At 41.7% G+C, this 20,924-nt stretch carries 16 protein-coding genes; 7 read left to right on the top strand and 9 right to left on the bottom strand.

Going from position 1 to position 20,924, the window contains the following annotated elements; all coding sequences use genetic code 11:
• Positions 1–668: 668 nt before the first annotated feature.
• The gene (locus tag AAGA18_09460; GenBank protein ID MEM9445567.1) at positions 669–1,151 is read right to left on the bottom strand and encodes a hypothetical protein; all 483 of its coding nucleotides are present in this window, start codon (positions 1,149–1,151) and stop codon (positions 669–671) included.
• A 101-nt stretch (positions 1,152–1,252) separates the two neighbouring features.
• Between AAGA18_09460 and AAGA18_09455 the strand changes: the two genes are divergently transcribed.
• Genes AAGA18_09455 through AAGA18_09445 form a run of 3 tightly spaced genes read left to right on the top strand, consistent with a single transcriptional unit; the run spans position 1,253 to position 4,655 of the window.
• Positions 1,253–2,848 carry a peptide ABC transporter substrate-binding protein gene (locus AAGA18_09455; protein MEM9445566.1) on the top strand — a complete coding sequence of 532 codons (1,596 nt, stop codon included), beginning with the start codon at positions 1,253–1,255 and terminating at the stop codon, positions 2,846–2,848.
• Complete coding sequence (locus AAGA18_09450; GenBank protein MEM9445565.1) at positions 2,845–3,762, top strand: ABC transporter permease; 918 nt, start codon at positions 2,845–2,847, stop codon at positions 3,760–3,762. Before AAGA18_09455 ends, AAGA18_09450 begins: the two co-directional genes overlap by 4 nt.
• A gap of 41 nt (positions 3,763–3,803) precedes the next feature.
• A complete protein-coding gene (locus AAGA18_09445; GenBank protein ID MEM9445564.1) occupies positions 3,804–4,655 on the top strand; it encodes an ABC transporter permease in 852 nt (283 codons plus the stop codon).
• On the opposite strand, the gene AAGA18_09440 is transcribed toward AAGA18_09445, so the two are convergent.
• The 3 genes from AAGA18_09440 to AAGA18_09430 are packed head-to-tail and all read right to left on the bottom strand — an operon-like array spanning position 4,640 to position 8,139.
• Entirely contained in the window at positions 4,640–5,569 is a 930-nt protein-coding gene (locus AAGA18_09440; GenBank protein ID MEM9445563.1) for a glutathione S-transferase C-terminal domain-containing protein, read from the bottom strand. The genes AAGA18_09445 and AAGA18_09440 overlap by 16 nt on opposite strands.
• Before the next feature lie 2 nt (positions 5,570–5,571).
• Positions 5,572–6,900, bottom strand: a complete 1,329-nt coding sequence (locus AAGA18_09435) for a hypothetical protein (GenBank protein MEM9445562.1) — start codon at positions 6,898–6,900, stop codon at positions 5,572–5,574.
• Positions 6,901–6,942: 42 nt separating this feature from the next.
• Positions 6,943–8,139 (bottom strand): deoxyguanosinetriphosphate triphosphohydrolase, encoded by a 1,197-nt coding sequence (locus AAGA18_09430; GenBank protein MEM9445561.1) that lies wholly within the window; start codon positions 8,137–8,139, stop codon positions 6,943–6,945.
• Between the two features lie 116 nt (positions 8,140–8,255).
• On the opposite strand from AAGA18_09430, the gene AAGA18_09425 reads away from it, so the two are divergent.
• From AAGA18_09425 to AAGA18_09415, 3 genes are read left to right on the top strand one after another with little or no spacing between them, the layout of a single operon-like run.
• Positions 8,256–9,536: a pitrilysin family protein gene (locus tag AAGA18_09425; protein ID MEM9445560.1), complete on the top strand. Its 1,281-nt coding sequence runs from the start codon at positions 8,256–8,258 to the stop codon at positions 9,534–9,536.
• Complete coding sequence (locus AAGA18_09420) at positions 9,533–10,699, top strand: anthranilate synthase component I family protein (GenBank protein ID MEM9445559.1); 1,167 nt, start codon at positions 9,533–9,535, stop codon at positions 10,697–10,699. The genes AAGA18_09425 and AAGA18_09420 overlap by 4 nt, the downstream gene beginning before the upstream one ends.
• The gene (locus tag AAGA18_09415) at positions 10,696–11,442 is read left to right on the top strand and encodes an aminotransferase class IV (protein ID MEM9445558.1); all 747 of its coding nucleotides are present in this window, start codon (positions 10,696–10,698) and stop codon (positions 11,440–11,442) included. Before AAGA18_09420 ends, AAGA18_09415 begins: the two co-directional genes overlap by 4 nt.
• A 264-nt stretch (positions 11,443–11,706) precedes the next feature.
• Here the strand turns inward: AAGA18_09415 and AAGA18_09410 are convergent, their stop codons facing one another.
• The 5 genes from AAGA18_09410 to AAGA18_09390 form a co-directional block, all read right to left on the bottom strand.
• A complete protein-coding gene (locus AAGA18_09410; protein ID MEM9445557.1) occupies positions 11,707–12,285 on the bottom strand; it encodes a hypothetical protein in 579 nt (192 codons plus the stop codon).
• Between the two features lie 196 nt (positions 12,286–12,481).
• Complete coding sequence (locus AAGA18_09405; GenBank protein ID MEM9445556.1) at positions 12,482–13,003, bottom strand: hypothetical protein; 522 nt, start codon at positions 13,001–13,003, stop codon at positions 12,482–12,484.
• A gap of 173 nt (positions 13,004–13,176) precedes the next feature.
• The gene (locus tag AAGA18_09400; protein ID MEM9445555.1) at positions 13,177–14,820 is read right to left on the bottom strand and encodes a hypothetical protein; all 1,644 of its coding nucleotides are present in this window, start codon (positions 14,818–14,820) and stop codon (positions 13,177–13,179) included.
• Between the two features lie 48 nt (positions 14,821–14,868).
• On the bottom strand, positions 14,869–17,340 hold the full coding sequence (locus AAGA18_09395) for a tetratricopeptide repeat protein (protein MEM9445554.1): 2,472 nt from the start codon (positions 17,338–17,340) through the stop codon (positions 14,869–14,871).
• Positions 17,333–19,519 carry a hypothetical protein gene (locus AAGA18_09390; protein ID MEM9445553.1) on the bottom strand — a complete coding sequence of 729 codons (2,187 nt, stop codon included), beginning with the start codon at positions 19,517–19,519 and terminating at the stop codon, positions 17,333–17,335. Before AAGA18_09390 ends, AAGA18_09395 begins: the two co-directional genes overlap by 8 nt.
• Positions 19,520–19,616: 97 nt before the next feature.
• Between AAGA18_09390 and AAGA18_09385 the strand changes: the two genes are divergently transcribed.
• Complete coding sequence (locus AAGA18_09385; protein MEM9445552.1) at positions 19,617–20,873, top strand: protein kinase; 1,257 nt, start codon at positions 19,617–19,619, stop codon at positions 20,871–20,873.
• The last annotated feature ends 51 nt before the right edge of the window (positions 20,874–20,924 follow it).

The following is a 20,924-nucleotide window of genomic DNA, read 5'->3' as shown; positions in this document are numbered from 1 at the left end:
TGTTTTTTGAATAGACTTGCCCTCTGGAGTTTAAAATTTTTGCAATTCTTGAACTACCATAGTGTCCTTTGTATTCCTGGTATATCTGCTTAATTTGATTACTCAGCGCATTATATTGCAGCTTTAGATAATTGGTTTTCTTCTTGAGCCCATCTGTAATAATCACTACGGCTTAGTTAGGGTTTTGCAGAGTTCGCTCACCTTATACTGAGTCGAAAGTTCTTTAATAATCGTATACCTTCCATCGACTCGCCTTAGAGAATGCCCACTATTTTTTTAGTACTTCTCGTAGTCGCTTAACATATTCAAGCTCTTTTCGTAATTCCTGCTAATTATCCAAAGAATTGCTCAGAATCAACCTTTTCTCAGGAAATTTCTTTAACCATTACTATCTAACATTTACGAACTTTCAAAGTGATGAAAATCATGTGTCAATGATTAAGGTGAAAAGTGCAATGGAATGGGAATGATTCAACATCCTCAAAAACGTCGCCTTTGGTGTCATTTGTCCATTTTGAACTCTTAATTTGTTGACTATCAAGATTTTATGTCATCAGACAGTAAGAGATTCGTACCTCGTCAGTTTTATGTAACTCTCAATCGTTATCCTTTCAACATCTGTGAATAAGACTCAAGACAGAACAAGCTGTAAAATATCAAGAATGGGGCTATTGATTAGCTTGACGAACTTCTTGTATTTGTTCCCTTAATTCCCTCTCTTCTCTAGTAGAGAGTTCGCCATCGCCATTTTTGTCGTAACGCATGAGCACCATGAGCCATCGATGTCGGCCTGTCTTATCATCTTTGATTTTTTCAATGACAGCATTTCTTTCAACTTCATCTAATCTGCCGTTGCCATCTGAGTCATGTTTATCTAGCACTTTTTGCCAGCGATCTTCACGCATAGTTTCAATTTCTCGTTCATCGAGCTTTCCATTTCCATTTCGGTCATATTTTTCTAGGTTGTCGGGGTCATGGACACCGCCACCGAATATTGGGTGGCCTCCATGACCAGGCTTATTTAGATGTTTCCCAGGCTTACCTTTCCCTTTAACTCCGTTGTTGCCCTTGGCAAAGGTGTCATTAACAGTTAATAAACTGAAACTCAATACGAGCGCCATTACAGATATCAGTGGTTTTCTTAGTTTCATATATATTATAGAACGACCAATTTGAAAAAAAGTTTTGCAATAAAAGCGATTTTTTTTGTAGCTGGTATTTTATGGTTCTGTGGTTAGATTTCGCATAGTTCATGATAGTTTGGAAATTCGCACATATCCTCGTTTTAGTCGTTTCTAGTTTCTGCCTATTATCTTGCCAAAAGCGCACCCATGCAGTGGACTTTATATTTTTGAACGGTGCGGAGCCGCAAACCATTGATCCGGCTACTTTAACAGGGCAACTGGAAGGCAGAATTGCCAAAGCACTTTTTGAGGGCTTATATAATTATAGCCCAGATGGTAAAGTAGTTCCTGGAGTTGCGGATAGCCATACTGTATCAGAAGATGGTTTAAATTATACTTTTACCATTCGCCAAGGGGTGTCGTGGAGCAATGGAGAACCAGTGACTGCCCATGACTTTGAGGCTTCTTGGCGTCGAGTGCTTGAACCACTCACTGCATCAAAATATGCTGAAATCCTCTATTTCATTGACCAGGCCGAAGCCTACAATAAAGGGGAAATTAATGACTTCTCATTAGTAGGTTGTAAGGCTTTGGATGCTAACACCTTCCAAGTAAGACTTCATACACCGGCTGCCTACTTTCTCGAATTGACTGCATTTAGCACATACCTACCGGTTCATATCCAAAGTGTGGAAAAATATGGGGATGCTTGGATTAAGCCCCAGCATCTGATTTGCAACGGTCCTTTTAAGATGAAAAATTGGTTTATTAATGACAAGATTGAATTAGAAAAAAACGAGCACTATTGGAATAAAAATACTGTGCGATTTAACCGCATAGATGCCCTGGCAGTGAATAGCGCCAGCACTGCCATAAACATGTATCTGACCGGACAGGTTGATCTAATATTAGACAAGAATCTTGTCCCGGGAATGCTTATGGCAGATTTGCGACAACGTCATGACATTCATATCTATGACTACTTGGCTACTTTTTTCTTACGTTTCAATGTCACCAGGCCCCATCTCAAAGATCCTCGTGTTCGTAAGGCATTAGCACTATCTGTAGACAAGCAAGAGATTGTCGAACGAATCACCCGAGGGGGTGAAAAAGCTGCTCATACTTTGTGTCCACCGGGTATCCCTGGATATCCTTTGCCTGAAGGATTAAATCATGATCCTGTTCAGGCGCGTGAGCTATTTGCAGAGGCTGGATATCCCGATGGAAAAGGATTCCCCCGAACGGAGATACTTTTTAATAAATCTGAGCTAAATGAGCAAATAGCTGTAGAAGTTCAGTCTATGTGGAAGAAGCAATTAGGCATTGATGTAGAGTTGCGAACTCAGGAATGGGCGAATTATTTATACTCCATGGACCATTTGGACTACGACATCGCGCGCTCAAGTTGGATAGGAGATTATGTTGATCCCAATACATTTTTAGATTGTTTTGTGACAGGTAGAGGAAATAACCGCACTGGATGGAGTCATAAAACTTATGACAGCCTGCTCTTGGAAGCGTCTCTAACCACTGATGTTAATAAGCGCGCTATACTGTTTCAGCAAGCAGAGCAGATTTTGGTAAAAGAGTCCGTAGCAGTTCTTCCCGTTTATCACTATGTAGGCGTCGTATTTTATGACAAAGAACGTTTGGGTGGGTTTGAGCCGAACTTACTGGCTGAGCATCCCTTTCAGCATATGTATTGGAAGGATTCGTCTCAGTGATTTCATTCTTAATACAGCGCTTTTTACAGTCTATATTGGTTATTCTACTGGTGGTATCGGGAACTTTTTTGTTGATGCGGCTAGCTCCTGGTAGCCCTTTCGCTACAGAACGGAAGCTACCTCCAAAGGTGGAACAAACTCTTCTCGAGAAATACGACTTGGATGGAAATTTGGGAAATCAGTTTTTAAGCTATTGGGGAAACTTATTGAAGGGGCAATTGGGTTATTCAACTAAATTTGAAGGGCGCTCCGTTGTAGAAATTTTAAAGCAAGCTTTGCCCAAGTCATTGCTTCTGGGCTTCTTTAGCTTGGTTGTAGCACTGGGTTTGGGAATACTTTTGGGCAGTTATGCTGCTATGAATCATCAAAGTTGGCGAGATTGGATCGCTATGTTTTTGGCCTTTGCTGGGATTTCCCTGCCAGTATTTGTGATTGCGCCATTGGTTGTGCTATTGCTGGGTATGCAATTTCGGATTTTTCCAGTAGCAGGCTGGGGAACTTTAGCACATATGTTTTTGCCTGTGCTGTGCTTGGGCGGCTATTACGCGGCCTACTGTTCACGCTTGATGCGTGCTAGTATGCTCGAAGTATTGGACAAGAGCTATATCCGAACTGCTAGGTCTAAAGGCCTGCGGGAACTCTATGTGATTTACAAGCACGCCTTCAAGAATGCGGTGCTTCCATTAGTAAGTTATAGCGGCCCCTTGGCAGCACATTTATTCACAGGCAGTATGATCGTTGAGGAATTTTTTAAAATACCGGGTATGGGGTCTTTCTTCGTAAACGGAGTTTTAAATCGAGATGTTTTTTTAGTGGGCGGAAGTGTGATTGTCTACTGCACTTTGCTCTTAGCCATGAATCTTTTCGTGGATCTTTTGTATGTAGCCTTGGATAAGAGGATTAAGTTGTGGTAAGGGAGGGGGCATCATTAAGAAAAGCCAAGAGAGTGATGACCATGGCTTGCATTTTATTGGGAATAGTTGCTGTGATGGCTGTGATTGGACCAGTCATAAGTCCCTATGGTTACGAAGAGACATCTGAGATACAATTTGGAGCTCCTAGTGCAAAGCATTGGTTTGGTACTGATTTACATGGACGAGATCTTTTCACTAGGGTCTTATTCGGTGCTCGAATTTCTCTGCTAGTGGGTATTGTCGGGACTTCGATTAGTTTAATTGTGGGAGTGAGTTATGGGATTATCAGTGGCTATATTGGAGGTAAGGTGGACAGCTGGATGATGCGTCTAGTAGATGTTCTTTATGCATTACCTCGAATTGTTTTGGTTATTGTTGTCATAGCTGTTTTTGATAGTCAGGTAAAAGATCTCTTACATGCATCAGCTTGGTCTGAGGCTGTTCCATATACAAGACTCGTGTTGATGTTTATCTCTTTAGGTATGGTGGAGTGGTTAACAATGGCTAGGATAGTGAGAGGTCAGGTATTAAGCTTGCGAAGTCGTGAATTTATTCAAGCAGCTCAGAGTTTGGGGCAAAGGCCTTGGAAAATTGTTGGCAAACATCTACTACCAAATCTTCGTGGTGTTATCATAGTGTATCTAACTTTAACGGTGCCCGCGGTTATTCTGGAAGAGTCCTTTTTGAGCTTTTTAGGACTAGGTATTCAGCCTCCTCAATCGAGCTGGGGAACCTTACTTGCCGATGGAGCGTCTGTGATCAATCCAATTCGATCTTACTGGTGGGTTATGATGGGACCTGCCTTATTCATGGCTATTACCCTTTTTGCACTTAATTATCTTGGTGATGCATTGAGGGATTACTTTGAGCTAGATGATCAATCTGTAAAGTAATCAGTTAAGTCTGGCCCTGCCGGAACAATTTTAGTGGGATTAATATCGTCGTGAGTATAATAATAATGGCGCTTGATATGATCCATATTAATAGTCGGAGCAATCTTGGGATGGTTGGCCATGTTTTTGGTGAAGAGGAAGAGGTTAGGGTAATCAACCATTCTTTTTAAGTTACATTTAAAGTGTCCAACATAAACAGCATCGAACCGGATGAGCGTGACAAAAAGGCGAATATCGGTTTCGGTCATTTCTGAACCGAATAAGTACGTTCTGTCTACTAACTTGATATCAAGTTTATCTAGAGTTTCAAAAAGAGGGTAAACTGCTTGCTCATAAGCTTCCTGTGTTGTAGCGAAACCAGAACGATAGACTCCATTATTAACCTTTTGATAAATTTCTTCGTTCCAACTATCGATTTCATCCTTTAGATTCTTAGGATAAAGATTTAAAGGTGTCTCAGCTAGGGCCTTAAATTCCATGGGTAACATGCGTAATAAATCATCATCATTATTACTAACGATTTGATTCGTCTTTTTGTCCCATAGTACAGGTACTGTAATCCGCTGATTATAATATGGATCTGTCGCCAGGTATGCTTCTTTGAGTAATTTAAACCCATTGATAGAATCCTCACTGTAGCCTTCACCGTGACGAAAAGCCCATCCATCATGGTCATTGCGGATAGGGTCTACAACGGTCATTCCAATCGCTTTATTTAGACCGAGCAGTGCTCTTGCAATAATGATACGATGCGCCCATGGACATGCATAGGATACATACAAATGGTAACGGTTTGAGTCTGGTGTAAAAGCAGAAGAACCATCCGCTTTCACCCACTGGGTAAAGGCATCTTTTTGTCTATTAAATGAACCATCCTCATTTTGCTCTTGAGGAAATTGTGCTGAGTCATTCATCACTAAAATTCGGTTGTTAAATGGCTAAGAAATAAATCCAGCATCTCTATCCAGCTTACCGGCTCTTCCAAGGGAAGAACACCTTTCCTTACAAAGAACATGAGCCCAACATTCCAGAAGCCTAAGCACAGAACGACCAGTTCCAAGCAATATTTAGCATACTTATTTTGTTTAAGCTGCTCAAATCCCCAAGCTAGCCCTAACATCATAACGATTAGAGCGCCTTCAAAAGCCCTTGACCCAAAAGATGCACCAAACCACCAACAATACCAAGATGCGTTAATATAGACTGTAATCAATAGCGATGCGACCATCATTATAAATGCTGCATGGCGCATCTTGTATAACATGAATAGACAAAAAATGAGCCCAAACAGTAAACCAGGGTGCCAATAAAAAAGGCCGTGTAATGGTGAAAAAAGAATGTTGAGTATCTCCGGTTCTAGAAAATCAAACCCTTCATTTGTATAGGTATAAAGGATAGGTTTACCATAAACAGCTAGCCATGCTAACATTTGCAGAATAATCAAGATGAGGCCAGATAGAACACACAAGCTGATGCCTAATAATTTCTTTCTTTCAAATGTAAGCAACTCCTTTAAAGCAATTCCAAAAGGGTAAATCAGCATGATAACCGCCTGGTATCGTGCTAATACAGCGAGACCAGTCAGTACTCCAAGAGCTACCCATATCATATAACCACTTTGGCCTAATTCTATTTTCCGAGTTAATAGCCATGATCCAGCTAGACAGCTAAAAACTAGGTTATGGGACATAGAGACATCTATAATCTGGTAATAGGGAAGAAATGAAATGATCCAGATGCCAAATACTCCAAACAAAGAAGCTGCCCTTGAGAACCAAGATCGTGCTAAGAGATATGAGGCTATTAAGCCCAAGAAAGCATAAAGATATTGACCAATGAAAATGGTAAACTGATAAGGAGGCGAAAATCCATCGCGCTCGTAATCGATGCCAGGCTCCTGATTCATGACAACATATAAATCAGCAAGGAGATACCAGGGAAGGCTACTGATTGCCCAGCCTATGCCGTATTTATTAGCAACTAATCCGAGATCAGTTTTTTCTTGTTGTAGGAAAAAGTCTCTTATTTCCATGGGCAGAGTGTTACATTCGATGAGATCATCAGAAAAATCAAAATCACCTCCCACTAAAGGTGACCGAAGCCAGAAGTAGTAAAAAGACTGGTCAGACCCTCTTATGACTGGCCGGAAAGGATCAGCAGTAAGTCTTCCCAAGTAATCAAAGGAAAAATAAGCAAAAGTTAAAATAGAGAAGACTATTAAGATAATGAGTTCTCTATGTTTCATTTCCAATCTACTAGGACACTAGCCGTCTGTTATAAGAGGAAGCTACTTTAAATAAGCTCGGGAATCATCTCGAATCGGCATTAATTCCTTAAGAAGGTCATCTGTCCCAATGTGTTTGCCGTAAATTTTGAGAGCGTATCCGTCGGTCATTCCAGCAATATAATCGCAAGCAATACGGGAGATGCCCTCTTTCTTAATTCGGAGTGCATATTTATCACCAATCAAATGAGGGTGTTTATGGTAGAGTTCAAAAAGAGACTGTAGGATCTGACAAGCTCGCTGGTTTACCGAGTGAACTGATGGGTGGTAGTAGAAACGCTGTAAAAGAAAGTCACGTAGGTTTTGAATTTTTGCACGTGTTTTGAGTGAGAATGAGATGAGGCGCTTATTCTGATCTTTGGCTTGGTCTGCAGATTTAGGATTAGCTTTTCGGATATTATCCGAAGAAGATTTACAGAGATCTTCGACGAGGAAATCGATCAAACAGCGAATAAGGTAGCGGCGTTTGCGTATTTCATCTAAGCGAGAGTATTCAAGAGATAAGCGGTCATAAAGTTCCTTCCACAATTCAATATCACTTAAGTCTTTACTGGTGATGAGATCATTCTCTAGAGCGTCATCAAGATCGTGGCAACAGTAAGCTATTTCATCAGCCATGTCTGCAACTTGTGCCTCTAACGAAGGTTGGAGGTCGGTTTCTTTTCGTTTATGATGTTTTTTATTGAGCCCGTCGAGCAGCTCCCAAGATAGATTCAGCCCATTGAATTCAGGATACTTCATCTCGAGTTCTTCAACTACTCTTAAGCTTTGTTGGTTGTGTTCGAAGCCTCCAAACTCTTTCATTAAAGAATTCAAAGTGTGTTCCCCAGGGTGACCAAAGGGTGCATGGCCCAAGTCGTGTGCTAGGGCGATTGCTTCAGCAAGGTCTTCATTAAGAGCCAGGGAACGTGCCGTAGTGCGAGCAATCGCCGCGACTTCAATAGTATGTGTCAGTCTTGTCCGAAAGTGATCACCCGTCCCATTGAGAACCACCTGTGTTTTGTATTCGAGTCTTCGGAAAGCTGTGCTATGCAAAATACGGTCACGGTCGCGCTGGTATTCACTGCGGAAGACATGAATAGATTCTGGGTGTGAGCGACCTCTACTCATGGAGCTGAGTTGAGCGTAAGGCGCAAGGAAATCACCTTCTTTTAATTCCCATTGGATACGAGATTGCAGCGGCATGGAGTTGGAAATCATGTTAAATGTAGCGCATGCTGTCCAGTGGAATTCGCAGAAATTATCAGAAGTAAAATAATGGGTAACGCATTCTCCTATTTGACAAGCGCATGCCCGAGTTCTAGGTTGGGGACTTTATGGCAATTTATTCGATGCATCAACTCGGGCAATCTACGCTAGGTCTTTGTGCTATGCCTGGTGTTGAGAGTGCATCAGTGGGTTTATGGTTTCGAGTTGGATCAAGGCACGAGCCAGAGATATTGAATGGGGCAGCGCATTTTATCGAGCATATGCTTTTTAAGGGGACTCGAAAAAGAAATGCTTTAGATATTAGCCAGTCGGTAGAAAGTGTTGGCGGGGACTTAAACGCTTTTACTTCTGAGGAGATGACTTGTTATTTTGCTCGGCTTGGTAGTGATCATTTGGAAATGGCCCTTGATGTATTGTTCGATATGCTTTGGCATTCAACTTTTATTAAGGAAGAAGTTGAGCGTGAAAGAGGTGTTATTCAAGAGGAGATCCGGATGTATGAGGATCAGCCGCATGTGCATGTAGGTGAGCTGCTAAATAGCTTGCTCTGGAAGGGTAACTCCCTTTCCAGACCGATTGCTGGCTCAGTTCAGACAGTTGAAAATTTCACCAAACAAGCCTTGGTAAAATTTTGGAAAAATCATTATATCCCTCAAAATCTAGTCGTGACGGTGTCCGGTTGCTTTGAGGAGCACAGATTACAGAAATTGCTTCAAAAACACACGAACATTGAGCGGCAGGGTAACAGGGCTGATTCTTTCAAACTCAAATTGAGATCATATAAAACAGTGCAATGTCTAGCTGAGCCTAAAGAGATTCAGCAAATGAATGTTTCCATGGGGATGCGCGGTTATAAAAGAACGGATCCTCGGCGGTTTGCTGAACGCGTATTGAGTATTATTTTAGGAGGGAATATGAGTTCTAGGCTATTTCAAACTGTTCGTGAGAAACATGGATTAGCCTATTCGGTTCATACTTCTGCTAGCCATTTTCATGATACGGGAGCCTTTTATATCCAAGCAGGACTAGAGGCGGTGAATATAGAAAAAGCTTTTAAGGTCATCGCAAAAGAGCTCTCAAAGATCAAAAACACAAGGGTTTCTTCCGCAGAATTAAAGCGTGCTAAGGACTATATCATTGGGCAGCTTAAGTTAGGGTTAGAGAGCACATCTAATCAAATGATGTGGATGGGAGAGAGCATTATAGGTCGAGAAGAAATTCTTGATCCCCATGAGGTTATAGATGAGGTGAATTCTGTGACTGCTGAGGCTGTAAGAGGTGTTGCGCAAGATTTATTTCAGCCTGGTAAAACTTTTGTAGCATGCATAGGACCTGAAGTTACCCAAAGTATATTAAAAAAGTGGTTAGCCCCTTTTAATCAACTATGAATGTTAAAGATTCCGTCGGACTCTTCCCAGCGCCAGCCACTCGTGTTCAAGAGCAGTGTTTTTATGTTTTTAAAAATCCGGTAGAATGGATTTCTGGTTCGCTAGAGGAAATGCATTGCATCAACAAGGTGATCGAAAATTACCGTGAAGTGCTTCCAGATGGTCAGGATCCTCATGGAGCGGTTTTTGGTAGAGTCGATTATGAAGGCCATTTTGAATTTGCCGTCTGTTCTGAGATTGAAGTTATTTCTGCAGATAAACTTTTGCCAGAAGAGGTTGTCATTGAGCAATCGAGTAGTGAATTATGGCAACAAAGCATGACGGAAAAGGATTACTGTAATAAGGTAGAACTCGCTCAGAAACACATTGCAGATGGAAACATTTATCAGGTTAATTTGGCCCGTCATTATCATATTATGGAACCACATTTAGATGAGTGGGAGTTATTTAAGCATCTTTGGGCCTTAACAGAAGCCCCAAGGTCGAGCCTATTTATTGGACAAAAGCGTTCTGTTATCAGTGCTTCGCCAGAATGTTTTTTACAAATGCATGGCAAGCAAATCATGACACAACCGATTAAGGGGACTCGCCCTCGTGATAGGGATGAGACAAGGGATAAGCAGAATGCATTTGATCTGATGCATAATGAAAAAGAAATTGCTGAGCTTGTTATGATCACGGATTTAGAGCGAAATGATCTGGGTAAAGTGTGTGAGTATGGCTCTATAAGAGTAAGGGATCTTGTCGCGAGAGAAGCCTTTTCTCATGTCTTTCATTTGTATTCTACCATAGAAGGAACCATACGTCCTGAGCTCTCGCATGTAGATGTTTTACAGTCCTGTTTTCCCGGAGGTTCAATTACCGGAGCGCCCAAAAAGAGAGCCATGGAGATTATTCGTGAGCTAGAGACCTCCTCGCGCGGCACATACACAGGGTGCCTCGGTTACTTTGGCTTTAATGGAGATAGCCATTTCAACATTGCGATTCGTAGTTTTGAGTATCAAAATGCACAATTATCATTTGGAGTAGGAAGTGGTATTACCTCAGACTCCATAGGCGATAAAGAGTACGAGGAAACTGAGCACAAAGCCCAAGCGTTACTTGAAGCATACGAGAGTTATAGGCTTTCCCATCAATACGATTATCTTGAGGCTTTAAAATGACTTTAGATCCTTGGAATGAGGGAGTACGTTTCGGAAGAGGCATCTTTGAAACAATTAAAGTTCAAGATGGTAAGGCTATCTTGAAGGATTGGCATCTTGAATCACTCACGCGTGCTTGTGAGGCGTTAGGTATACAAGCCGTAGACATTTCTAAGTTTCATTTAAAACCGGGCATGGAAAATGGCATTTGGAGATGGTTTGCTACCCGAGAGAAATCATGGGACTTATGGACTTTTTCAGCCAATAAAGCCAAAGAATTTTATACTCTAAGTCTTAGTCCCTTCTATGTGAACAGTACGGCATGGGATGCACTTTATAAGACAATGAGCTACCTTTTACATGTACAGGCTCGTGAGTCAGTTGAAACAGATGAATGCATTCTCTTAAATGAACGCCATGAGATTGCCTCAGCTTCTATGGGCAATATCTTTTGGGTTAAAGATGGTGTTACCTATACACCTGATATTAGTTGTGGTTGTCGTGCAGGCGTAACGCGCCGCTGGGTTATCGAAAAATCTGATCAAAAAGTAGAAATAGGAGCTTGGTTTCTAGAAGATCTTGAGCAAGCTGATGAGGTTTTTGTTTCTAACAGTTTAATCGGCATCATGCCAGTAGCAGAGTGGCAAAGGAAAGGTCGTGTGACTAGCCTGAGAAACAAATTAACCTCCACTCTGCGCGACAAGTATCATGAGCAATTATCGAATGGATTCAGTTCTTTTTTGCCAAAATATGAGGACTTTTAGGTCATTGAAACTAGATGATGTTACAGAGTTTGAAAGAGATACGCACAAGCTTTAATCACCAGAAAAAGAGAATCAATGAAGATACGTGAAAAGGTGAAACTTCTTTAGAAAACTCTATGTTACTTGAGACGAAAATCCTAGAGTCTAGGACATTCACAAACCATAAAGGTTAAGAAAACTCGGATCAACACATCGGATGATCCGAGTAACTTTATGAAATGCTTGATTTTACTTAGTTAACAAGTGCGAGATCTACGGAACTTATTAGCTGTTAGCGTATGGTAGTGAGGAATCTTGTAAAAAGATAAGAACTCTTCCATCATCAGTTTTTACATAACCTTTGGTATACTCAACTTTGGTTTCCTTGCCGTTAGAGTCAGTAAAGTAATAATGTCCCATAGCTATTGCTTTGTTCCCGAAAATTTTGACATTATGGTTATCAAAACGAACGTTTGTCCAAGGCTTGAGAGCGAAACCTTTGTCTTCCTCATATTTTTCATTACCTGATACAAAATATGATAGCGTTCCTTCAAGATCAGGGCGAAATGGTTGCTCTGAAGCTAAAGTAGGTTTGAATTGAATAGGTCCAAGTTCGAAAGCATAAGCAGCTTTGGCTGCTTCTTTGGCAACTTCAGTAGCTTTATCACCCGAGGCTCCTATTTTGACAACGGCACTGCCCCACATATCTTGTGCTGCGCTAATATCGGCTTCTGTAATTTCAGGTCCACTTGGAAGCGTTCCACTGTGAGCTGATAGATTAGAATTTTCTCCAGCTATTAATGTGCTTGTAAGTATAAGGCCAGAAAGCCCAGGTAATAATTTATGAATCGTTTTTTTTATCATTTGATTTATCTCCTTAATCTAGTTTGTGTTCAATGTGTTTTGCAAATGCCGCGAAGTTGGTTTCCCCATTCCAACAAAGTTAACGCTATTGAATTCAATAGAACTACTAAAAAGTATGATAGATTCTACTTATTTCAAATGGAGACGGATCGATTTTTTAAAAAAAGTCAGCTTTGAAATGTGCTGGCCAATGACTTTATTCAATAGGCATTCGCTCAGTAAAGTCTCGAATAAGCTCCTGAGAGACGGAACCTAGAGAACTAAATCCTACGCCTGTATTATTTGCTGTGCCATTCCATACGGTTTGGCCTGTTTGACTATCTAGAATATGAACTGTGATGGCTACAGCAGGATCCGCATCTAAATCCACTTTGTAGCGATATTCAATCACAGTGCCTAAAAGAAGGTAGGGAATCTTCATCTCTTGGGCAATTTTCAGATACTCGGACTCGGTCTTTTGAGTAATAGCGAGAAACTGTTGTTGGTCATTCGGTTGTTCGAGACGTTGAACCGAGATGCCATATTTTCTTAGCTGGCTATGTAATAACTCAGTAATGGCAATTCCCGCATTTTCATCGTGAGTCGCATTGGTAAAAGGGATGAGCAACAGGGGTTGGTTGTTTAAATAGACCTGTTGGTTCTGGGCTGTTTCAATGGTAGAAGCACAGCTAACCAAGATCATGGGACATACAACTGCGATAATCGGACGTGATAGCATTCTCTTATAGATATAGGCCGGAAATGTTTTTTTTTTAATAGAAACAAAAAGAAGTGAGATTCATTTGCTCAGAAAGTTGCTCTGCATGATAAAACTAGATGGATACTATAAAGATTCAAAGATCTAGGAAACATCTCGCTCAACTTCTTTGACATCATCCGTTTTAAGAAACTCTAAAAAAAGGCATTAAGCTCTAGAGCAACATCTTGCGATTCTGCGCCCGCATTACTGCTAGAGGCATCGCTGGAATAACCTGCTTCAAGTCGAAGAGAAATGCTTTTGGTGAAATAGTAGGTGGTGGCTGAACGGAAACCATAAAAAGGGTTTTCATCGGCAGGTAAGGAGTAACCAACATTCGAAGATACTTCAAAGCTCCACTGATTGGTAATATCACTGATCATTGTGGTGGTGAATTGATGTCGGTGGATTTCGGAGTCAACCAAGCCATCAAGAACATCCTGTCTCAGAGAAAGATCTGCATTATCTTTAAAAATGGGATCGACAAGGGTAAAATCACTTGTGCTTCTTGCCAGTGCCATATACTCACCAGAGTAGGTCAAAATCACTTGAACCGGCTCATTAAAGATGGAGCGATCTATTGCCCATTCAAAGCCGACAGATTCTCCGTAAAGTTTTTCTTCAAACCCATCGCCTAAAGTGAGTTGCCTGAGGTTAAGCTCTGCACGAGCAACGGTGTCTCGGTTTATCTGATATAAAGTTCCCAGTGCTATTTGATTTTGGCGACCATCTAGGAGCTCGAGATTGATGCTGTCGGTTGCCCGGTCATTATAATGAAATCCAAGATAAACATACTTTTCTCTTTCAGGTTCCAGGAGGTGACGTAATTCGAAACTAGCAATGAGTCGTGAGTGCTGATTATTGCTTCCTGTGGCACTTTCGCCGCCACCTAACTTATAGGTGCTAAAAAATTGAGGGTGGTGACGAATTTCAACTCCGGCAAGTGCTTGGGTTCGACCTTCATCTCTTGTTTGAACTAATGTATCCCCATCCTGCCAAATGTCATCTCGCCGGATATCGATAGACATACGATGGTTGAGAGTAACATGTTGTTTATAAGTCACTTCTTCTCGCAAGATTTTCCCTTGAGTTAGAGAGAAGTACTCTGCTCGAGCTCTAAGATGGGGCAGGTGTCTGACATAAAGCTCTTCTAAAGCAATGCGTGCGTCATGACGCAGTTCTCCTTGAACCGAAGGATCTAAAAGCATCTTGCGGTAGACGGAGATGGCATTTTGCCAGCTGCCAGCTCGATGAGAAGCACGAGCGAGGTCTGCTTTATGAGGAAAATCGGCAGGATTCTTGTACTTAGCTTGCATTTTGAGATAGATCTTTTCTGCTTCCGCATAGTGGCGCTGCAATAGCATGGCGAAGCCCAGATAGTAGAGTCCCTCCGGGTCCTCTTTTTCTATTTCCAAGAGCTTACGAGCATATTTTTCCGTCATGGGACCGTCTTGATTTGCTTGATACATAGAGACAAGCACAATGAGAGTGTCTCGATCAAGTGGGTGTTTTCTTAGAATTTCCTCTCCTAAATGGTTTGCCAGTCTCGTTTTATTCAGTTTGGCATAGAGATAGGTGATCTCCCTTTGAGAAACTTGATCCAGGGTGGGGAATTTCTCTAGTAACTCCTCTTCGGTCGCATAGGGAGGGTTTAACGAATCCCTTTGAGAAAAGGGCTCAAACTCAGCGAAAAGAGGTAGGAGAGTCCAAAAGTAAAATGCTAATAATGGTATTAATATTTTTTTACTTTTAATTATTTTTTGACAGTAGGTTCCAAAAAGATGCTCTTGATTTGTCAAAAAAAATTGAAAATAGACTATATGATTTTTGGACACATTGGGAAAAATCTAAATCATACTTTTTGGATTTAATCTATTATGATGATCTGTAAGAGAATCAGATTTTTTTAGATCTTTTACTGTTTCCGAAAGAGCTCTTTCATAGGCCTGTTTAGCTTTTTGGCTATTTCCAGACTGCTCTAAAAGCTCGGCTAACAATCTCCAAGAGTCACTGTCAAGTTTACTTTCAACACGACAGTATTGTTCCATGTGGAGCAATGCTTTTTTGTGAAAATTAAGTTTAGAATAAAGCTGGGCTGCTAGTCTTAGGAACCGAGGGTTATTCCCAAAATCAAAGCTTTTGATGAGATCAACAGCTGCCTGACGATCGTACATTTTATCATAAATGTACGCTAAGCTTTCTGCTATTTCGATTTTTGTAGGATCCTTTTCATAGAGAATCAAGTAAAGCTCCCGTGCTTTTTGTAGATTTCCGGCTCGCAGATAAATGTAAGCAAGAGTGGGTGCTAGTTCTTGTTGCTCCAGGAAGGTCGGATCAGATTCCTTGATATAACTATAAGCTTTGCTGTCCTGTTCCGTGGCCAATAACAAGTAGAGATAAAGAATTTGTGCTTTGGTAGACGGGTTTTCCGATAAGGTTGGTTCTAGGGTAGCAAGGGACTGCTCAAACTCTCCTTGGTCATAGAACATTTGTGCAAGATTCAACTTCAGTTCATGGTCATTAGGGTATTTTTGCTGTGCAAGATTGATAGTATGTAGAGCTGCATCGCTCTGGTCACTAAGTTGATAGTAGTAAGCCAGGGTTTGATAGTTTTCAGCATCTAGTTCGTCTGCTGAAGAAACAGCTAAGAGAAGCTCATTTGCCCTGATGATATCATCGATATATCCGAGTGACTTTGAGATTGTGAGATATTGCTTAATAACTTCGGAGTGTTTTGTCTTTTCAGATAGCAATCGTAGGCGAGCCGTGGCGTTTTCGTAATCGCCCAAAAGGACTTCCATTTGAGCGAGGCGGAAAGTGGCCAGATGATGATCTGGGTTGTCGCCGAGAACCTTATGATATATGGCGATAGCCTCAGGAAAATGGTTCATTTCGGTTTCTAAAGCGGCAATTTGCACAAGGACATGGGTCCGGTCTGTGTTGGAGATGAGTGCAGATGAGTTAAGGTATTCCAAGTATCTTGCTTGAGCCTTTTGATAAGCACCTTGTTGGACAAGCAGGTTAGCAAGCGTCAGGGTTAGTTGAGGTTGGCGCTGCTCTGAGTTTTTAAGCTGAGATTTCCCGAGTTGGTACTCTATGGCCTCAATCAGGTCCATGTCACGGAAGAGCCCTGGATTGAGGGCAATCATTCGGTCTAAAGCAAGCTCATTTCCTTGGAGTGCTAATATACGATAGTGATGAAATGCTTTGCTTGGCTGATCATTCCACTCTAAAATTTGGGCAAGCTGGAGCCGGTGTACTGGATTGGAAGAATCAAATTGTACAAGGCGCTGATATACATAAAGAGCTTGTTCTTCCTCGCCTAGGGCCAGTGATAACTCAGCATATTTTCGGAGTGTTGCTTGATCTTTAGGAAAGCGTTGAGTCCAAGCTAGGTAGATAGGTAGGAGCTCTTTGGCTCTTCCAGCCTGCAAGCCAACTATTTCCAGTAAATCAAAGGTTTCTTTAATCCCTAGTTGGTGCTCAAAATGGTCTCTGTGCTTTGCCAGCAATTCAAAGGCTTGGCCTGATAGGTTGACTTCGCGCAAGAGTTTGAGTTTTTCGTGATAAATAGAACCCAGCTCGGCTAGGTGCTCTTCATAAGGCCTAACACGGTCGAGAAAAGTATTAATATCTGCAAGCGCTTCTTCTGGTTTGTTCTGAGATCGCCACAATCCAATAAGCTCTTTGAGGTTTTTAGTCGAGCGGTCTCCTTCTTCTATTTGGTGGCGTTTGAGAAAAATCCTTGGTACTGGATTACCTAATGCTTGAGATTGCTCTTTGAGATTTTCTGAAAAGATGGCGAAATCTTGCTTTGATAGGGTTTGTGAGATATTTGGAAAGTAATTTGAACATATTTTAAGCGAAGGGGTTGCTCCAAGAGTTTGTCCTAATTCGATAGCGAAGTCTTCAGGGTATTCGAATTGCTGGTAGGCTCTGAGATTTCTTTCTAAAAGCTTTTTCGAGCTACTATCTGCTAGGTGTTTTGAGTCGTTCGTGCTTTGAGCATCTCGGCGGTCGATCCTAAGTTCCGCAATAGTGAAAATTAAGGAATTGGAGGGTCTGGTTTGTTCAGGAATAGAAGCGATGACTTCTTTGAGGCGGTCAAATTCCTCATCCATTAACATTCTTTCTATAATTTCCTCTTGGCTAGGGATCAATAGCGAAATGAACAAAATCACGCTTCCTAGCAGTGGAAGAGTTATGGTGTAGGGAATAGCTTTCTTGTCTTTCGCTGCGGAAATGGTGGAAATAAAAGGTTCTACAGATGTCTGACGTCCACCTTCCTGCTCATGATCGTGTTGTATCTCATTACTCATTTTCGCTACTCAAGAAAATCATCACATCAGCTTCTGAATCGAGATCTAACTCTATTTTTCCCAGATCATCAGTTGAGACAGTACTCTCCCGTTGATTCGCGCGTATACCCAAAGTTATATTCGGCCTAAAACCGCCAAATATAACTTTTACTGGACGAAAATCTTTGGTTGAGAAAGAGATATTATGTTCACTAAAATTACTAAAATTAATAGAACCTGTTGAAGATATTAAATAGGGGTGGAGGGTAGGTGATGGAGAGAGCACGAGTTCTACATCCCCAGAGTCATCTGTAAAAATATAAATTTGATCCCTGACTTCGTTAAAACCAAGGATTCCTTTGCTGAGATGGAGATCCGGCCAGAGGTTATTAGGCAAGCGAAAGGTTCGAAGTCGCCCTTTATTTTTTATATGAAAGTGATTCTTTCCTAATTGATGGATGGCGGTCCTACGAGCATCGGTGGCAAGATGGGCGTATTGAGCCGAGGTGACTGAATGCAGATTATGGTGTTGTTCGTTGCAGACCCAGTCATAGAGTTTTTCTAGTGCTACAACGGATTCCTGTTTGTCACCACAAAAGAAGTGATAGTAAATGCAGACGGGTTTGATGCGCCTTGGAAACTCTGTAAGTTCAAAGGTTTGCAGAACATTTACAAACCCACCATAAAAAGGGCCTTTGAAGCCGTTGGTAAAGAGCATCTCATTTTGAATGGGAGTGTAGACTTGGATTTCATTGTTCCACTGCATTGTGCGTGGAGCTATGGTCGTAATCGTAGGATGGCGTCTGGATATAATGGTGTCTCCACCATTCATTTGCGCCAGTTCTAAAGAATGGATAACACTTAAAGCATGTGGGCCTGGGCGACAGTTTCCAGACCATAGGAGGATCTCGCATTTCTTATCCGCTGGAGCCAGTTGAGTATTGATGTAATTGATTGACCCAATGATTTCTCTCTCATAGTCGATGCCTGTCCTTTTTTCAGGATCGGGATCAGGGTAAGGATCTGATAAGTTGACATAGCGAGTTGGGTATAATTTAGACTTATCATGGTCCATCCAGTAATAGGGATGAGCAAAGGTATGACTGGCCACTTGAATATTGGGGAGTTGAAAAATGGATCTGGCAACTTCTGGTAACTCCACTTTTTCACGTGGTAACTGACCTTGGATCATGCCTCGTATTTCTGATTCGATAATCGACACCGATATAGGCACAGGGTATTTCTTTAAAATCCGATCACGTATAATTTCTGCGGCGTATTTGCCAATGGTTATTTCAGATCGATTGCTAAACCCGTCTCCATCAATATGGCTGCAAAACATACGTAGACCTGCGAAAGTGGTTGTGTCTGGGATAGGAAAATGAGATGGCCCAAGGCAATCTTGGAGCAGTTGAAAGGGGTCCATAAGCCAAAGAGAAGTGTAGTCGGGTCTTAGCATCAGGACACATGGATCGAGTGCCATGAGGCCCCAAGGCGCTACAAAAACGGAGTCCGAAATACTTTCCTTATTGGAGGCCTTGTTTTTGACTATGAGGGAAAGGTGTACATGAGCTGTTGGCGGAGCTTGAATGAGAGGAAAATGAAAGAGCCCCTTTTGCAGCCGCTTAGGAAACTGTTCTGAGGCTTCGAATTGAAATAGCTCTTGGTTTATGTCATTTACTTTTGTGACTTTTGATAATGAAGTGAGGGAGTTGCCGGTTTTCGTGATGCCTAAATCTTTAAACAAATAGCTTCGATTCGTTGGATCGACAAAGGGAATTCTACTAAAGAATAGCAGCTTAATGGCCTGCAGGCTCTCGTTCTTTTGCCTGATAAGCCATTGGGTATAAGCATCTTCCAAAGAATTTGAAAAGACAAGATCTGGATCTATAACGATTGCCTTAAACTGCTTATAGTCAAATTTAGTAGGAGGAGCTTGATCAGAAGCGTGCCAATACTCTGCTTCGTAACCAAGATATTCAGCAGGAGTTTGTAGATGCCTGGCTGTCCAAGTATCTGCTGGCCAATAACCTTTTCCTCCGGCATCTACTCCTCCCGGTTTTCCATAAAGTACAAGAATTTTGCGAGGAATAGGCTGGGGTTCATGCCTTTCAGCAAATAGCATGGAAGCCCTTAGACTAAGCAAAGAGCACATAGCTACAAACAAGATAGCGGACCTCCGGTATAACATAGACGTCATTAAAAACAAACCTACCCACTTACCCTATCGGTAATAAAAGAAAGGGATTAATCCATAATACAGTAAATTGTCCTTACATTGAGCCGAATTTAAAATTGTGAAAATTCTTGTAGCTGAAGACGACTCTGTCACTCGAATGGTTATTGCTTCGACACTGAAGTCTACAGGCAATGAGGTAAGCGCATTCGCCGATGGTAATTCGTTGTGGGAGGCTTGTTCCAAAATGGAGGGACCCAGAATTCTCTTTTTAGATTGGATTATGCCTGGCTTGAGTGGGTTAGAAATTTGTAAGAGGTTAGATGCCTTAGAAGAGCGAAGCCAAGTATATGTCATCATGTTAAGTGCAAATGATTCCGTAGAGGATGTTGTGCATGGTTTGGACTCTGGGGCAGACGACTACTTAACTAAGCCTGTATTACGGGCCGAATTACATGCAAGGCTACGCGCAGCTCAAAGAACCTTGGGTTATCAGATTGAGTTAGCGAAACAAGTTCATGAACTCAAGGATACGATCAATGGACGTTACGAACCTGGAGAACTGGTTGGTTCAGGCGGACTTGGTTCTGTTTACAAGGGGAAGGATCGCTTATTACAGCGTCCTGTTGCTATTAAAATCCTCAATACCGCACTGATGGGAGACGGGATAGGGAATGGTTGGGATGAAGCACTTTCTGAAGCAATGCTCACAGCTAGTATCTGTCATCATAACATTATGTCGGTCTATGATTGTGGCCAAAATGCGCAAGGAGCCTTCCTGGTCATGGAGCTCTTTGAGGGGCAAAATCTTGAGCAGATTCTGGATGAGTCAGGAGCTCTGTCACTGAGTACCTTTTGGAAATTAGCCAAAGAAGTGCTTTTAGGCCTCAAGGCGGCCCACGATAATAATATCCTACACAATGACATTAAGCCTTCCAATATTATGGTGAGACCCCTTGAAGGAAGCCCTAATGACCTAGAGATTCGTATTTTAGACTTTGGGTTGGCTAAAGTGAGGGATCAAGATGATTATGGAGATGACAGTGAATGTGTGATGGCAAGTATTCATTATTTGTCTCCTGAAATTATAGTCGGTGATCCCATCGATATGCGCAGTGATATCTATTCATTGGGACAGGTTTTCTATCATTTATTAGCTGGTCGTCCTGCCTACAACCTTAAAACCGTTGATGATATGCTTAGGGCGCACCTCAAAGGCGATTATGAAAATGTTCGCACTTACAATCGAGAGGTTCCTGAACAGGTATCCTACTGGTTAGACGGCATGTTAGAGCATGACTGTGACAAGCGTTACCAAAGCGTAGATGAGGTGTTGCGTGTCTTTCAAGAAATTGAAACAGAATGTGCTCTTGTCTAAAGTAGTAGGTTAACGATATCTATTCACTTTTTCCTGGAATAATACTCTAAG

The sequence above is a fragment of the Verrucomicrobiota bacterium genome (genome assembly GCA_039192515.1).
Lineage (GTDB): Bacteria > Verrucomicrobiota > Verrucomicrobiia > Methylacidiphilales > JBCCWR01 > JBCCWR01.
Note: the sequence above shows the minus strand (reverse complement) of the source record. Positions and strands in the feature narration are given on the sequence as shown.

Bases quoted from the DNA above. Each gene is read 5' to 3' on its own strand.
- AAGA18_09430 (MEM9445561.1), bottom strand. From the start codon at position 8,139: ATGATTTCCAACTCCATGCCGCTGCAATCTCGTATCCAATGGGAATTA.
- AAGA18_09460 (MEM9445567.1), bottom strand. From the start codon at position 1,151: ATGAAACTAAGAAAACCACTGATATCTGTAATGGCGCTCGTATTGAGT.
- AAGA18_09410 (MEM9445557.1), bottom strand. From the start codon at position 12,285: ATGATAAAAAAAACGATTCATAAATTATTACCTGGGCTTTCTGGCCTT.
- AAGA18_09435 (MEM9445562.1), bottom strand. From the start codon at position 6,900: ATGAAACATAGAGAACTCATTATCTTAATAGTCTTCTCTATTTTAACT.
- AAGA18_09420 (MEM9445559.1), top strand. From the start codon at position 9,533: ATGAATGTTAAAGATTCCGTCGGACTCTTCCCAGCGCCAGCCACTCGT.
- AAGA18_09395 (MEM9445554.1), bottom strand. From the start codon at position 17,340: ATGAGTAATGAGATACAACACGATCATGAGCAGGAAGGTGGACGTCAG.
- AAGA18_09445 (MEM9445564.1), top strand. From the start codon at position 3,804: ATGGCTTGCATTTTATTGGGAATAGTTGCTGTGATGGCTGTGATTGGA.
- AAGA18_09390 (MEM9445553.1), bottom strand. From the start codon at position 19,519: ATGACGTCTATGTTATACCGGAGGTCCGCTATCTTGTTTGTAGCTATG.
- AAGA18_09455 (MEM9445566.1), top strand. From the start codon at position 1,253: ATGATAGTTTGGAAATTCGCACATATCCTCGTTTTAGTCGTTTCTAGT.
- AAGA18_09405 (MEM9445556.1), bottom strand. From the start codon at position 13,003: ATGCTATCACGTCCGATTATCGCAGTTGTATGTCCCATGATCTTGGTT.
- AAGA18_09440 (MEM9445563.1), bottom strand. From the start codon at position 5,569: ATGAATGACTCAGCACAATTTCCTCAAGAGCAAAATGAGGATGGTTCA.
- AAGA18_09415 (MEM9445558.1), top strand. From the start codon at position 10,696: ATGACTTTAGATCCTTGGAATGAGGGAGTACGTTTCGGAAGAGGCATC.
- AAGA18_09425 (MEM9445560.1), top strand. From the start codon at position 8,256: ATGGCAATTTATTCGATGCATCAACTCGGGCAATCTACGCTAGGTCTT.